Source organism: Desulfovibrio sp. (assembly GCA_016208105.1).
GTDB lineage: Bacteria > Desulfobacterota > Desulfovibrionia > Desulfovibrionales > Desulfovibrionaceae > Fundidesulfovibrio.
In genome coordinates this window covers 35,303-49,381 of the sequence record JACQYS010000012.1, presented here as the reverse complement: position 1 = coordinate 49,381, position 14,079 = coordinate 35,303, and the positions used below count along the sequence as shown (strand labels likewise).

The following is a 14,079-nucleotide window of genomic DNA, read 5'->3' as shown; positions in this document are numbered from 1 at the left end:
GTAATGGCTCTTATCATTAACCACAACTTGATGGCTCAGAACGCGGCCCGGAACCTTTCCGGATCGTACAGCAGCCTGGCGGTGTCCACTCGCCGCCTGTCTTCCGGTCTCCGGGTCGGCACCTCTGCCGACGACGCAGCCGGTTTGGCCGTCCGCGAGCTCATGCGCGCAGACATCGCTTCTCTCAACCAGGGCGTACGCAACGCCAACGACGCCATCTCCATGATCCAGACCGCGGACGGAGCTCTGGGCGTTATCGACGAAAAGCTCATTCGTATGAAGGAGCTTGCCACACAGGCGGCCACGGGCACATACACTTCGGACCAGCGCCTGATCATCGACTCCGAATACCAGGCCATGGCATCGGAAATTACCCGTATTGCCAAGGCGACCGACTTCAACGGTATCTATCTGTTGAACGGAAACCTTTCGAGCGGAACCCACGACGGAGCCGGCCTGCAGGCTTCAGGCAAGCTGAAGGTGCATTTCGGCGCTGGCAACCTTTCCGCCGAGGACTACTATTACGTCCAGATTAACAATGCCACCGCCTCAGCTCTCGGCATCGGCATGGGCGCCGCTTCCAGCAACGGCCTGTCCATCTCCACCCAGGATTTGGCTCAGCGGGCATTGGATCAGATCAACAAGGCCATCGTGTCCAAGGACAAAATCCGCGCGAACCTTGGCGCCATGCAGAACCGCTTGTCCAACACCGTGCAGAACCTGGAGATTCAGGCCGAGAACACCCAGGCTGCCGAATCGCAGATCTCCGACGTGGACGTGGCTACTGAAATGACCGAATTCGTGCGGCAGCAAATTCTGTCGCAGTCCGCGGTGGCCATGCTTTCCCAGGCCAACAGCCTGCCTAAGATGGCGTTGCAGCTTCTCGGGTAAAAGAGGGAACGAGAGACTCCCTCCTCCGTGGGCCGGGTCGCGAAAGCGGCCCGGCCTTTTCAATTGGGAAAGTGAAAAAGACCCTAAAGGAAAAATAGAGCTGGTCGATATGAGGGACAATGGCACCTCGCCACGGACGGGTCAGGGACCCGGACGGATGGGAAAGGTTCCCGGCGGGGTTGTCTGGCAAGGATGCCAAGCTTAATTCACGGAGGAAGAACCATGTCTCTCGTTATCAACCACAACTTGATGGCAATGAATGCGTCTCGCAACCTTTCGCAGTCGTATTCAAGCCTTGGCGTGTCTACCCGTCGCCTGTCTTCTGGTCTGCGTGTGGGAACCGCGGCTGACGACGCAGCGGGTCTGGCGGTCCGCGAGCTTATGCGCGCTGACATTGCTTCTCTTAACCAGGGTGTGCGCAACGCCAACGACGCCATCTCCATGATCCAGACCGCGGACGGAGCCTTGGGCGTTATCGACGAAAAGCTCATCCGCATGAAGGAACTGGCCACCCAGGCGGCCACGGGTACCTACACCTCGGACCAGCGCCTGATCATCGACTCCGAGTATCAGGCCATGGCTTCGGAAATCACCCGTATCGCCAGCGCCACGGACTTCAACGGCATTTATCTGCTCAACGGTAACCTCTCCAGCTCTACCCACGATGGCGCCGGGCTGGCTGCCGTTGGCAAGCTGAAGGTGCACTTCGGCGCCGGCAACCTCTCGGCTGAGGACTACTACTACGTCCAGATTAACACCTCCACCGCCTCCGCCCTTGGCGTCGGCATTGGCGCGGCCGGTTCCAACGGAAGGACCATCTCCACACAGGATCTGGCCCAGCGTGCCCTGGATCAGATCAACAAGGCCATCGTGTCCAAGGACAAGATCCGCGCGAACCTTGGCGCCCTGCAGAACAGGCTGTCCAACACCGTGCAGAACCTGCAGATTCAGGCCGAGAACACCCAGGCCGCCGAATCGCAGATCTCCGACGTGGACGTGGCGACCGAAATGACCGAATTCGTCCGCCAGCAGATCCTGTCGCAGTCCGCGGTGGCCATGCTGTCGCAGGCCAACAGCCTGCCCAAGATGGCCATGCAGCTCCTCGGCTAGCGGTAGCTACCGGGTAGGGGGAAACCAGAAAACAACGGCCGGGTCGCTTGAGCGGCTCGGCCGTTTCGCGCACTCGGCGCGATGATTGCTATCTTCCGGTCAAGGCGAAGAGCCAGGCAAAAAATTCCTAGGGGAAAAGCCATGTCGATCGGAGATGTCACTACCGGCACTACAACTTCCGGCCAAATAAACTTCCAGGGTCTTGGAAGCGGAACGGACTTTGGCACGCTCATCGACAAGCTGGTCCAGGTCGAGCAGACCCGCGTCAAGACCTACCAGACCTGGAAGCAGTCCTGGCTCGACAAAAACGTAGCCTTCAAGGACCTGAATTCCAAGATGCTCTCCCTGCGGACCACACTGCAGGGAATAGACACCATCGGCGAATTCCTCAAGAAAGGCGCGACTTCCTCCAACACAACGACTCTTACCGCCACCGCGGGCGGTGAAGCCGAGACCGGAACGGTCACCTATTCGGTTCAGCAATTGGCTAAGAACAAGATGATGGTCACCAGCTCAGGGTACGCGACGCTCACCCAGAACATCAATTCATTAGGAACAGCGGCGAACTTCGTCTACTCTTATAAGGGCGTCACGGTATCCAATTCGGTTCCGGCCACCGCTTCCCTTGCGGATCTGGCCAGTATCATCAATACGAACTCAGCCAACAACGGTGTACGAGCGACCACGATATTCGATGGAAGCAACTATTATCTTCAACTTCGCGGTCTGGACACTGGATCCAATGCCAGCTTGACCATTTCCGGGAGCACCACGCTCCCTGGTTTCGGCAGCTCGAATTTCCTTACCACGCAGAACAACCAGGACGCCAAACTCAAGATAAACGGTTGGCCGCTTTCTAACGCCTATATCTCAAGGGCGTCTAACACGGTCACGGATGTGCTCGCGGGCATCACGCTCAATCTCAAATCCTCCGGGGCCGGAACGATAACCGTGGAAACGGATATCAACGCCGTGGTGGAAAACGTGCGCACCTTCGTCAACCAGGTCAACGTCGTACGCAAGCAGATCCAGGATCTCACCAAGTACGACCCCAACTCCAAGGAAGGGTCGATACTGACGGGCAACTATGGCCTGCAGATGATCGACACCATCATGAAGAATATTACAGCCGCGCCTGGCATAGGTTTTGACAGCAACATCGATACCTATGTTTCGCTAGCTCCGCTTGGATTGACCACGGACGCGACGGAAGGATCAGCCACCCTGGGACAAATACTCCTGGACGAAACGAAGTTGCGAGCCGCTCTTGCATCCAACGCATATGCCGTTGGCAAGATTTTTTCCGCCCAGTACATAGGCGACACAAATAGCGCAAACATAACCTACTCCTCGTATATCAGCGGAATAACCAAGGCCGGAACCTATCCCGTCAGCTATACGGTTGCGGGTGGCAAAATCACCTCCGCAACCATCAACGGGCACGCAGCGATCTTTAGCTCCAATTCGGCCTTCATTACGGGTGCTTCAGGAAAAGACGAGGCAGGTTTGGTGATAAGGGTCAACAATCTCACCGACGGAACATATACTCACAACGTCAATTTGCGTTTGGGAAAAAGCGGCGAACTGGTTGATGAACTCGCCACGCTGACAAATGCTGACAATGGGACGCTTAACATCCTACAGAAAAACTATGTCACGATTGCCGATAACATACAGAAGAAGATCGACGACGAGAACGTACGCATTGCCAGAATGGCGGCACGCCTCAAGGACCAGTACTCCCGGCTGGACACTCTCTTAGGGAAGTACAGTCAGTTGCAGTCTCAGCTGACATCGCAAATTACACAGATTACAAAAGATTAGCTTGCCGCGAGGTAGAAGTCGTTATGCAAAAGGCAGCACAAGCATACTTGCAGACCCAGGTAACCACCAACACTCAGGGAGACCTGCTCATCATGCTTTTCGACGGCGCGCTCAAGTTCATCGGGCGGGCCAAAGAGCGGATGGCCGCCAAAGACTATGCGGAAAAAGGGATACTTATATCCAAAGCCCTCGATATTCTGTCAGAATTGCAGGGAAGCTTGAACTCGGCAAAGGGCGGTGAGGTCGCTGAGAATCTGCGCAAGCTCTACCTCCTGTGCTCCACCAAACTGCTGGCGGCCAACATGAACATGGACCAGAACATGTTGGACGAAGTCGCCCGCATCTTAACCGGTGTCCGAGACGCGTTCTCCCAGATTAACACGCCTGAATTCGTTCCGGCTTCGCCAGGACCAACGCAGGCCGCCCGGGCGACCGGAACTCTCCTCCCCCCCTCAGGGCTCGCGGCTCCTTCCGCGGGGGCCCCTGCCCACAAGGCCTTTGCGGCCTACTCCCAAGCCCAGGCCACAAAGGAAGCAAGCTAGCGACGAACCCACTCCCGACTCCCAATGAGGGCCGTCCGGGCGCCGGGTTTTCTCTTGGCGGCACAGGAGTGCCTGAAAAGCTGAGATCGCCCGAAGCTGCCCCGCTGGACTGCCAGGACATTTCGGGCGATACTTCGATCATGTCGGCAAGCCTGCCTGTCCGCGTCCTGCACGTGGTCAATTCTCTTGGCCTCGGTGGCACTGAAAAAGCCATGCAGCTCATGGTCTCGAACCTGGACCGCTCCCGGTTTTCCCCTTTTGTTTTCAGCGTGTCCGACGGTGAACGCCGAAGTCTACTGAAGGAAGCGGGAGTGCCTGTTATTCTGGGTGGGGACCTGCTTGCCACCCTCGAGCGTCTGAAACCGGAAATTGTTCATGTTCACAGGGCTGGCTGGGCTGAATCCGGCCTCATGAGGCCCATTAAACGCTATAGGCCGAAGGTGGTTGTCGAGACGAACGTCTTTGGCAGGTTGGATGATTCGCCCTTGGCTGACACCATAGACATGCACCTGTTCGTTTCCCATTTCTGCTTGGGTAGGTTCGCGTCCCATCATGGCTCGAAGGTGAACCTGGCCCGGTACCGGGTGCTCTATAATCCTGTGGACACCGATCTTTTCGGGCGTCTTGCAACTCCGGGAGATTTTAGCTCTCCGACCGCCGGCAGGCTTTCGCGACCAGACCCCGGCAAGTGGTCCCGCCTGGTGTTTGAAACCCTGCCCATAGTGAAAACGTTGGAGCCCGGTTTCAGGTTTTTGGTGATCGGCGCAACCCCTCAATTTGAAGCGTTCGTCAAGGAAAAGGGCTTGCGGGACAATGTGCAACTCCTGCCTCAGGCCGGGCGGGACGAAGAGCTGGCAGCATTTTTCGGGGAAGTGAGCCTCCTGGCTCATGCCAACGACACGGGAGAATCTTTCGGCATGGCAATTGCCGAGGCCATGGCCTCCGGGCTTCCGGTGGTCACGCATCCCGCGGAGGGAAACAGAGACAACGCCCAGTTGGAGCTTGTGGAGCACGGCGTCACCGGTCTGGTGGCCCAGACGGCTGAAGACTATGCCGGGGCCATGGTGTGGTTGTGGCGCAACCCGGATGCAGCAAAGCGCATGGGGCTATCCGGAAAGGATAAGGCTCGCAGGCTGTACCGGGCTCAGGAAATAGCCGGTCAGTTGGCTGATATTTATACAGAACTTTTGGAACGGCCATGCTGAGCGCATTCGAGCAATACTCACGGGCTTTGCTTTCCTTCCAGCTAGGCGATGGGGGGGGCAGCTACGAGACTAAACCGGCATCCCCCGGAGTTTTGGACATCATTTTGCGACAAGCACTCCGTTCGGGGCACTGCGTGTTGCTGGGCGTGGGTAATGGGGAGACAGCAAGGAAGCTGGCCAGTGTTTTGCCAGCTGGTACCGGTTTTACTGTCTGCGAGTTGTATCCGGAGAAGGCTCGGGGTGTCGGGGATGGCTTGCCGCTTCTGGTGGATACTTCGCCGGTGGCCTTGGTTTGGTTGTTGTTTTCTGTTGGGCTTTTTCGGGAAAGTGCCTCCTGCATCCTAAATCCCGAGATAGACGATCCTAAGACACGTAGCCGCTTTCAGATGATCCAAAAACTCCACGCGTCTTTCTCGCCAATTGACCCAATTAAAAGGGCCAGCAATGCGAGTCTTAGTGTGTCAGCCATCCTCCACCCGGACGAGCCTGAACTAGAGGATTTCTTCGCCGCGCTGCCCACGGCAGCGTCAGAGGCTGTGGTTGTTTGGGACAGTGATAGCGTTCCGGATGCCGTCCCGGCTTCTCCTGTGCCGGTCAGGCATTTGGCGCATAGGTTGGAGAGGAATTTCGCTGCGCAGCGCAACCGGATGCTGTCCGCCTGTACAGGGGACTGGGTACTTTATCTGGATGGCGACGAAAGGCTGGCCCCATCTCTTGTCGATATTCTTCCACATCTTCTTGGCGTTAATGAGTGCAACTGCTTCGCCTTTCCGCGAATGGCGGTGACGAACACGGGGATCAAGATTGGCTGGGGATTGTGGCCCGACCTGCAGATTCGCTTGTTCAAGAACAATCCCGGAATTCGTTTCGTCCGCCCGGTGCATGAACGGCTCGAGGGACTCAGCGGTCCAACCGGACTGGTTGTGGGTGCATCGATCAGACACCTGAGCGATGTCCTTAAAACCCCGGAAACGTTGGCACGCAAGCATGCGCTGTTCGATGCCGCAGGAGGATTCCAGAGGCTGCACAGGCAGAATTTGGTGTACCCCACGCTTGAGGACTCGTTCTTTTCTTCGCTTACGGAGCATCCAATTATCGGAACTTGGCCGGAAACGGTCAGTTTCCAGCCCCTTTGACATTGATTTGCAGGCCGAGGCGGGCTAATGCCTTGGCAGGCCTTAAGCCTATGAAGGGTTACCGATGCGCATCGTCTGCCCGCAATGCGGCTACAGCCGGGACATCCCTGCGGATAAAGTCCCGGCCCGCTCCAGCATAGCCACCTGTCCCAAGTGCCAGTTCCGCTTCCGGTTCAGGGGCCTTCAGGCGCCGTCCCCTCAGGACGATGCGCCGGATGAGCCCGTGTATCCTCCGAGGCCGTCCCGTCCAACGGTGGAACCGGACCCCCCTGCGTATACCCAATCCGCCCCGTATGAACCCAGGACCCAGCGTTCCTATGCCGTGGATCATTCCGGGGAGCCCGAACATTACGGTCATCTGCCCCCAAGACCTCAAGCCCGCTGGCTGCCAGATCCCGAACCGTCCAGATCGGTAGACCCTGCGGAGCAGGGGGCTCCGGATTTCGGCAGGCTGGGCGATCAATCTCCGGGCACTCCCCCCCGTGCCGTTGCATACGAGCCCATTGGGGATTCTTTGCCAGGCCCTGCTCCGGAGGCGGTCTGGGCGTATGAAGAAACGTCCGAAGCCGCATCGCCTCTTGCTTCCCCCGTAATAGAAAGGAACCTTCCTCCCCATCCTGCGCCGGTTGAGCATGAACCGTTGCCACCTGAGTACGCAATGCCGGAACCCGGTTCCACCGATTCCGGGAACGAGGGGATTCAGTCGGAACAGCCGCATCAGGCTGAGGTGCAGCCTTCCGAAGCGGTGGCCGGAGAAGACTCCGTGCGAGACATTTGGGCCAGGCTCCAAGCCATGGGCGGCGAGACCAATGTTGCGGCCGGAGCGTACCGCCAGCCTGAGGGGGAGTCGGTCGCACCCGCTGCCGTTCATTCGGATTCAGGCGCTCCCTGGGAGCAACTGGAGCACTACGGCGTTGTTCCCGCATTCCTGAACACTATCAAAAGCATTTTGCTCAAGCCCGGCGATTTTTTCGACCAACTGCCTCACGTATCCGGCAAGCTGCGTCCTCTGATATTCGCCATGGTTTTATGCGTTGTGTCCATGCTCTTCGGGCTCATCTGGAATTATTTCGGGCTTGGGCCGAATCTGTACGAGCTTGGGCGCACCGACGGCTTCCAAGGCCTTGGGTCCGGGGCGCTGGGCGGTTTGGCCCTGCTGGGACTCTCTCCTATCGTACTGATTGGCTTCGTTTTCCTGGACGCCGCACTGGCGCATCTGCTGCTGGGCCTTCTGCGATCCGCCACCAGGCCTTTCGACGAAACCTTCCGCACGATCTGCTACTCTGGAGGCCCTTGGATTCTTACGGCCTTGCCAGTGCCGTATTCCTATCTTATTCCTGTTATATTGATCTGGCACATGACGCTTCAGGCCATTGGGCTTAAAAAGCTCCATCAGGCTGGCTATCCTCAGGTACTCGCGTCGGTGCTGGTCAAGTGGTCCCTGTTCTTCATGGCTTCCTTCGCCATCTTGCACGTGCTCATTACGCGCAGATAGGAGGAATGGCATGTTTGCTTGGCTTACGCGCAGCATCAAAAAAGCGCTTCAGCGCCGGCGGATGTCCAATGACACCGGTCCGAAAGCCTTTCGGGATCTCTCCAGGGAATTGCGTGAGCTCGCAGAGATCGCTTCACGCGTGTGGCCCGAGGAGTCATCCTTCCAAACGAAGATAAAAAATATTCGCGAAGAGATGGATCAGCTCGATGAGCTGACAGCCAAGCCAGAATTCAGACTTCTACCTTTGAAAAAACGCCTGGAATTGCGCGAGAGCCTGCTCCATTCCAAAACGCAGCTCATGGACACCGTCTCCACCGCCCCTCCGCCAACCACCAGGCCGCAGTAGGGAAGGTCCGGTTCTTGCTTGAAACCGAGTAAAAACTCCCACGAGGAGCCCTTATGAAACGTATCGCCATGATTTTGGCGCTGGCCGTCTTTCTCCCCGCCTGCGCCCTGGACCCAAAGCTCGCCGAGCAGCCCATCGTCTATGTGGACATCCACGTGAAACGCAATAATCCCTCAGTGTTCATTCAACCTATGAACGCCCCCTCAAGGCCGTTCAAGGCTGTGGTCTTGCCCTTTGCCGTGCAGCAGGACGTCTATAATGCCAGGCACCTCTCCAAACAGCTCACCGAAATATTCGCCAACACCTGGAGCCAGGACCAAGTATTTCCAACGCTGTTCTACGAACCCTCCATGGAAGGCCTCACGACTGAGCAGGCCATACTTGTGGGGCGCGATCGTGGCGCGGACTGCGTTGTTACGGGCCGTCTGGCCTACATCCTGGCTGGTGGCACCCGTTCGGATTCCGCGGTGTCCCTCTCTTTTGAAATATTCGACGTGAACACCGGGCAGCGTATCTGGTCCATGGCCCAGGCAGGGCGCATGGACCCGGACCGCAGTTCGGACTTCGTGCTGTTCAAGCGTGAAAGCCGCATGCCCCAGGATCCGCTCTGGTCCATCATGACCGCCCTGGCCCATGATACGGGCGGACCGATCAAGAAGTGGAACACCGGGCTGCAGTTCCAGTCTTCCGGGGCAACATCCGTTCAGGTTGCGGTCCCCAAGGAGCATTCCCCGCCGCCCCCGCCGAAACAGCCGCTCCAGAGCTCCAAGCTGGAGAACTAGCATCTTGCCGAATGTTTTTGCTGTCTTAATTTAATCTGTCTAAACGAAAGCCTTCCTCTGAATCGGGGAAGGCTTTTGTCCATTAAAAATGTGATCCAGGTCCTTTCGGGCCGGGGGGAAAAATGCTAGCACCCCCCCACCTAAAAGAACAATCGAGGACATAGCATGATCGGCATCTCCAAGCTTTACTGCGGCACCGTGGAAGCATCCGACGCACTGCGCTACGGCCGCCACTCCGGCAAGCTCCCCTCCCACCTGCTTCAGTTCTCCAAGGACAAGAAGCCGGTGGTGGTCTGGAATATGACCAAACGCTGCAACTTGAAATGCGTCCACTGCTACGCCAAGGCCATCGACGAATCCGGCAGCGATCCCATCAACACCGATCAGGCCAAGACCATGATCGACGACCTGGCCGCCTACGGTGCGCCGGTCATGCTCTTTTCCGGCGGCGAACCGCTGGTCCGCAAGGATCTTGTCGAGCTGGCCCACCACGCCGTGGGTCGTGGCATGCGCGCGGTCATATCCACCAACGGCACGCTCATCACCAAGGAGAAAGCTCGCGAGCTTAAGGATGTTGGCCTTTCCTATGTGGGCATCTCCGTGGACGGCCTGGAGGAAATCCACGACAAGTTCCGCGGTGTGCCCGGTTCCTTCAAGAAGACCATCCAGGGCATCGAGAACTGCAAGGCCGAAGGCCTCAAGGTGGGCATGCGCTTCACCATCAACAAGCGCAACTGGACCGAGATCCCGGGACTGTTCGACCTGATCCGCGACCTCGAGGTTCCCCGCATCTGTTTCTACCACCTGGTCTATTCCGGGCGCGGCTCGGAACTCATCAAGGAAGATCTGGACCATGCCGAGACCCGTCAGGTTGTGGACCTGATCATGGATAAAACCCGGGCTCTCTTCGAAGCCGGGCACGAGAAAGAAGTTCTCACTGTGGACAACCACGCGGACGGCCCCTACGTGTACTTCCGCCTGCTCAAGGAAGATCCCAAGCGCGCCGAGGAAGTCATGGAGCTGCTCCAGTACAACGAGGGCAACAACTCCGGGCGCGGCATCGGCTGCATCTCCTGGGACGGCCAGGTTCACGCCGACCAGTTCTGGCGCATCCACACCTTTGGCAACGTCCTGGAGCGGCCTTTCTCGCAGATTTGGGACGATCCCAATATCGAGCTGCTCTCCAAGCTGAAGGAGAAAAAGAAGTACGTTGGCGGCCGCTGCGCTGACTGTCGCTTCCTGAACATCTGCGGCGGCAACTTCCGCGCCCGAGCCGAAGCCTATTACGGCGACGTCTGGGCCCAGGACCCCGCCTGCTACCTGACTGACGACGAGATCAGGAAATAAGAGCGAGTAAGAGAAGGCCAGGGCTTCGCCTTGGACCCGCTGGGGGGAGAGCCTCCCCCCCGGACCCCGGCAATGGGTTCGCGGGAGTCGTGAGTTGGGTGGAATCTGATGCGGGTCAGCCGCCGGGAACGCCCAAAGCGGCTTCTTCCTGCGGATCGCCATCGCCGAAGCGGCGAGATAAGCAAAAGAACCGCGGGGGTACGCCAAATTGGCGAATCTCAACGCGAAGCTATGATGGGTCCAGGGAACGAAGTTCCCTGGCGGGAGAGTTCAGAGAGGGCGGCGCCCTCTCTGGCAGCCCAGGCCCTCTCCAGCAATACAGGCCAGGAGAAACCCCATGTTCGACTTCCATCGCGGCCGCCGCCTGCGCCGCACCCCAGCCTTGCGCGACCTTGTCCGCGAGACCGCCCTTTCCCGGAACGACCTGATCATGCCCTATTTCGTGGCCGAAACCGGCCCCGAGGACATGGTCAAGCCCATCGGGGCCATGCCCGGCCAGAACCAGCTTGGCATGAAGGCCCTGGTGGAGCGCGTGGCCAAGGCAGTGGACAAGGGCCTCAAGTCAGTCATCCTGTTCGGCATCCCCAGGGACAAGGACCCGGTGGGCAGCCAGGGCTACGCCGAGAACGGCGTGGTGCAGCGCGCCGTTCGCGAACTCAAGAAGAAATTTCCGGCCCTGGTGGTGGTCACGGATGTGTGCCTGTGCGAGTACACCTCCCACGGACATTGCGGCATTCTGACCGACGAAGGGCAGGTCCTGAACGACCCGACCCTGGAGCTGTTGGCCAAGGTGGCCTTGTCGCACGCCGAAGCCGGGGCGGACATCGTGGCTCCGTCGGATATGATGGACGGCAGAGTTGCTGCCATTCGAGCTACGCTGGACGCCAAGGGACATGAGAATATTCCCATTATGTCCTACGCAGTGAAATACGCTTCGGCGTACTACGGCCCCTTCCGGGAGGCTGCTGAATCAGCGCCCAAGTCCGGGGACCGCAAATCCTACCAGATGGACCCGGCCAACTGGCGCGAAGGCCTGCGCGAGGCCTCGGCGGATGTGGCCGAGGGGGCGGACTTTTTGATGGTCAAACCCGCCGGGCCCTATTTGGACATCATCCGGCTGGTGCGCGATAATTACGACCTGCCCGTGGCCGCCTATCAGGTGAGCGGCGAGTATTCCATGATCAAGGCTGCGGCCCAGCTCGGCTGGATCGACGAACAAGCGGTCATGATGGAGTCGCTCACGTCCATCAAACGCGCGGGCGCGGATTTGATTTTATCCTATTTTACTGAAGAAGTTCTGGCGGAGCTTCTGTGATGGATGATGAAAGACAGAAAAGGTTTTATCATGCTTTTATCAGTCTTAGTATGGCTTATGGTACGGGTTTAGTCCGCTTGATGAATGCGAGGATTTTTCAGCATAAAACAATATTACATTACTTAAAAACTGAACCTAAGAGTGATGAGAATTCCGAGGGAAGGCTCTGTATTGAGGGATTTCATGGTTTTTTAGGACGTGTGTTAGATGATGAGTTGTCGTCAAATGAATATATTTCATTGGCAAGTAGTATAGTTTATTTAGTTAGTGTATTTGAGTCGTACGTTGACAGTATAACTAAATTGCTGATTTTATATCATCCAGGGGTGGTAAGAGATTCTCTTTCCGCCGACTGGAATGCAATAGAAAATGCAAAGTCAATTTCCGCTCTAAAGCGTTCAGTCGTCGATGTAAAGTGCAAGAAGTTGTCATATATGACAATGAAGGATAGGTTGAAATTTCTTAAAAAATCATTTGGATTAAAGATAAATATTTCTGATGTGGATTATCAATCTTTTCTTAACGTCTTTGAACTGAGAAACGCATTGGTCCACGATCAGTGCTTTCTTGATATAGTGATCGATGATGAGGGCAAAGTGTGTGTTTCGAAGGATAAATGTGAACTTTCTCCGGTTCCAATCCCAGAAGGGTACTTTTGGAAGGCGTTTAATATATTTGATGACGTATCATTGTGTTTGGTTGATTCATTTATAAATGATATTATTAAATATTCTGAAAAAGATAGTTACGATAGAGTTCATGGCATTATAGGGATATGCCGAGAATTGCGTAAAGAACCAAAAGATAATCAAATTTAACTGAACTTGTGCTAAAACTACAGGTAGTAAATACCTGTCGTTGCTATAGGTGATTAGAATGCAAAAGTTTAGCAGCCCAGGCTCCCAGCTGGCAGGATCTCACGGCGGCCACCCCGGGAGTCACCCTGGAGGAATGCCAAAAACGCTCCCTAACGGCGCTCCTCCGGTTCGCCTCATCGCCTGGGAGATCACCCGCCGCTGCAACCTGGCCTGCAAGCACTGCCGGGCCGAGGCCCACTTCGCCCCCTATCCCGGCGAACTCTCCAACGCCCAGGCCAAGGCTCTCATCGACACCTTCCCAGAGGTGGGCAACCCCATCATTATTTTCACCGGTGGCGAGCCCCTCATGCGTCCGGACTGGGACGACCTGGTGGCCTATGCCAATGCCAAGGGCCTACGCTGCGTCATGGCCCCAAACGGCACCTTGATAACCGCCGAGAACGCCAAACGCATGAAAGAGGTCGGCATCCAGCGCTGCTCGATCTCCATCGACGGCCCGGACGCGACCACCCATGACGAGTTCCGTGGGGAGAAGGGGGCTTTCGACGGAGCGCTCCGGGGCATACAGTATTTAAAGGACGCGGGCATCGAGTTCCAGATCAACACCACGGTCACCAAGTCCAACCTTCACAATTTCAAGAAGATTTTTGAACTATGCGAAAGCCTGGGGGCCAGCGCCTGGCACATCTTCCTGCTGGTGCCCACAGGGCGGGCCACGGAGATAGCGGCCCAGGTCATCACTGCCGAGGAATACGAGACAGTGCTGAACTGGTTCTACGATTTCCGCAAGACAACCACCATGCAGCTCAAGGCCACCTGTGCCCCGCATTACTATCGCATCATGCGCCAGCGTGCCAAGGAGGAGGGGGTTTCGGTAACTCCTGACACGTTCGGCCTTGATGCCATGACCCGGGGCTGCCTGGGGGGCATAGGTTTCTGCTTCATTTCCCACTCGGGGATGGTACAGCCCTGCGGCTACCTGGAGCTTGATTGCGGCAACGTTTTGGAGACGCCGTTTCCGGAAATATGGGCCAACACGGCTTGGTTCAAGAAGTTCCGGGATCAGAAGGCGTATGAGGGCAAGTGCGGCCCATGCGAATACCACAAGGTCTGCGGCGGCTGCCGGGCCAGAGCCCACACCATGCAGGGTGATCCCATGGCTCCCGAGCCGTTGTGTACATATCAGCCCAAGCGGGGCTAAAATTGTCTTTTTGATGCTTCATAAAGGGCGGGTCCGGTGTTCGGATCCCGCCCTTTTGTGCTCTTTG

At 57.0% G+C, this 14,079-nt stretch carries 12 protein-coding genes and 1 pseudogene; all 13 read left to right on the top strand.

All coding sequences use genetic code 11. The features are described from left to right. Positions 1-3 precede the first annotated feature (3 nt). The 13 genes and pseudogenes from HY795_06940 (at position 4) to ahbD (ending at position 14,012) form a co-directional block, all read left to right on the top strand. Positions 4-891, top strand: a complete 888-nt coding sequence (locus HY795_06940; GenBank protein ID MBI4804954.1) for a flagellin — start codon at positions 4-6, stop codon at positions 889-891. Positions 892-1,113: 222 nt separating this feature from the next. Beyond that, the gene (locus tag HY795_06935; GenBank protein ID MBI4804953.1) at positions 1,114-2,001 is read left to right on the top strand and encodes a flagellin; all 888 of its coding nucleotides are present in this window, start codon (positions 1,114-1,116) and stop codon (positions 1,999-2,001) included. Positions 2,002-2,142: 141 nt separating this feature from the next. Continuing rightward, positions 2,143-3,825 (top strand): flagellar filament capping protein FliD, encoded by a 1,683-nt coding sequence (gene fliD, locus HY795_06930; GenBank protein MBI4804952.1) that lies wholly within the window; start codon positions 2,143-2,145, stop codon positions 3,823-3,825. Between the two features lie 23 nt (positions 3,826-3,848). Then, positions 3,849-4,367, top strand: coding sequence for a flagellar export chaperone FliS (fliS, locus tag HY795_06925; GenBank protein MBI4804951.1), 519 nt, complete (start codon positions 3,849-3,851; stop codon positions 4,365-4,367). A 140-nt stretch (positions 4,368-4,507) separates the two neighbouring features. Continuing rightward, positions 4,508-5,572 carry a glycosyltransferase family 4 protein gene (locus HY795_06920; protein MBI4804950.1) on the top strand — a complete coding sequence of 355 codons (1,065 nt, stop codon included), beginning with the start codon at positions 4,508-4,510 and terminating at the stop codon, positions 5,570-5,572. Beyond that, positions 5,566-6,708, top strand: coding sequence for a glycosyl transferase family 2 (locus tag HY795_06915; protein ID MBI4804949.1), 1,143 nt, complete (start codon positions 5,566-5,568; stop codon positions 6,706-6,708). The genes HY795_06920 and HY795_06915 overlap by 7 nt, the downstream gene beginning before the upstream one ends. A gap of 64 nt (positions 6,709-6,772) precedes the next feature. Next, a pseudogene (locus HY795_06910) lies at positions 6,773-6,883 on the top strand (zinc-ribbon domain-containing protein). 1,330 nt (positions 6,884-8,213) lie between these two features. After that, positions 8,214-8,549: a hypothetical protein gene (locus tag HY795_06905; protein MBI4804948.1), complete on the top strand. Its 336-nt coding sequence runs from the start codon at positions 8,214-8,216 to the stop codon at positions 8,547-8,549. Between the two features lie 53 nt (positions 8,550-8,602). After that, positions 8,603-9,331: a hypothetical protein gene (locus HY795_06900; GenBank protein MBI4804947.1), complete on the top strand. Its 729-nt coding sequence runs from the start codon at positions 8,603-8,605 to the stop codon at positions 9,329-9,331. A 165-nt stretch (positions 9,332-9,496) separates the two neighbouring features. After that, entirely contained in the window at positions 9,497-10,678 is a 1,182-nt protein-coding gene (gene ahbC / locus HY795_06895) for a 12,18-didecarboxysiroheme deacetylase (protein MBI4804946.1), read from the top strand. A gap of 337 nt (positions 10,679-11,015) precedes the next feature. Beyond that, the gene (gene hemB, locus HY795_06890; GenBank protein MBI4804945.1) at positions 11,016-11,993 is read left to right on the top strand and encodes a porphobilinogen synthase; all 978 of its coding nucleotides are present in this window, start codon (positions 11,016-11,018) and stop codon (positions 11,991-11,993) included. Beyond that, entirely contained in the window at positions 11,993-12,811 is an 819-nt protein-coding gene (locus HY795_06885) for a hypothetical protein (GenBank protein MBI4804944.1), read from the top strand. The genes hemB and HY795_06885 overlap by 1 nt, the downstream gene beginning before the upstream one ends. 133 nt (positions 12,812-12,944) lie before the next feature. Then, positions 12,945-14,012 (top strand): heme b synthase, encoded by a 1,068-nt coding sequence (gene ahbD / locus HY795_06880; protein MBI4804943.1) that lies wholly within the window; start codon positions 12,945-12,947, stop codon positions 14,010-14,012. Positions 14,013-14,079 lie beyond the last annotated feature (67 nt).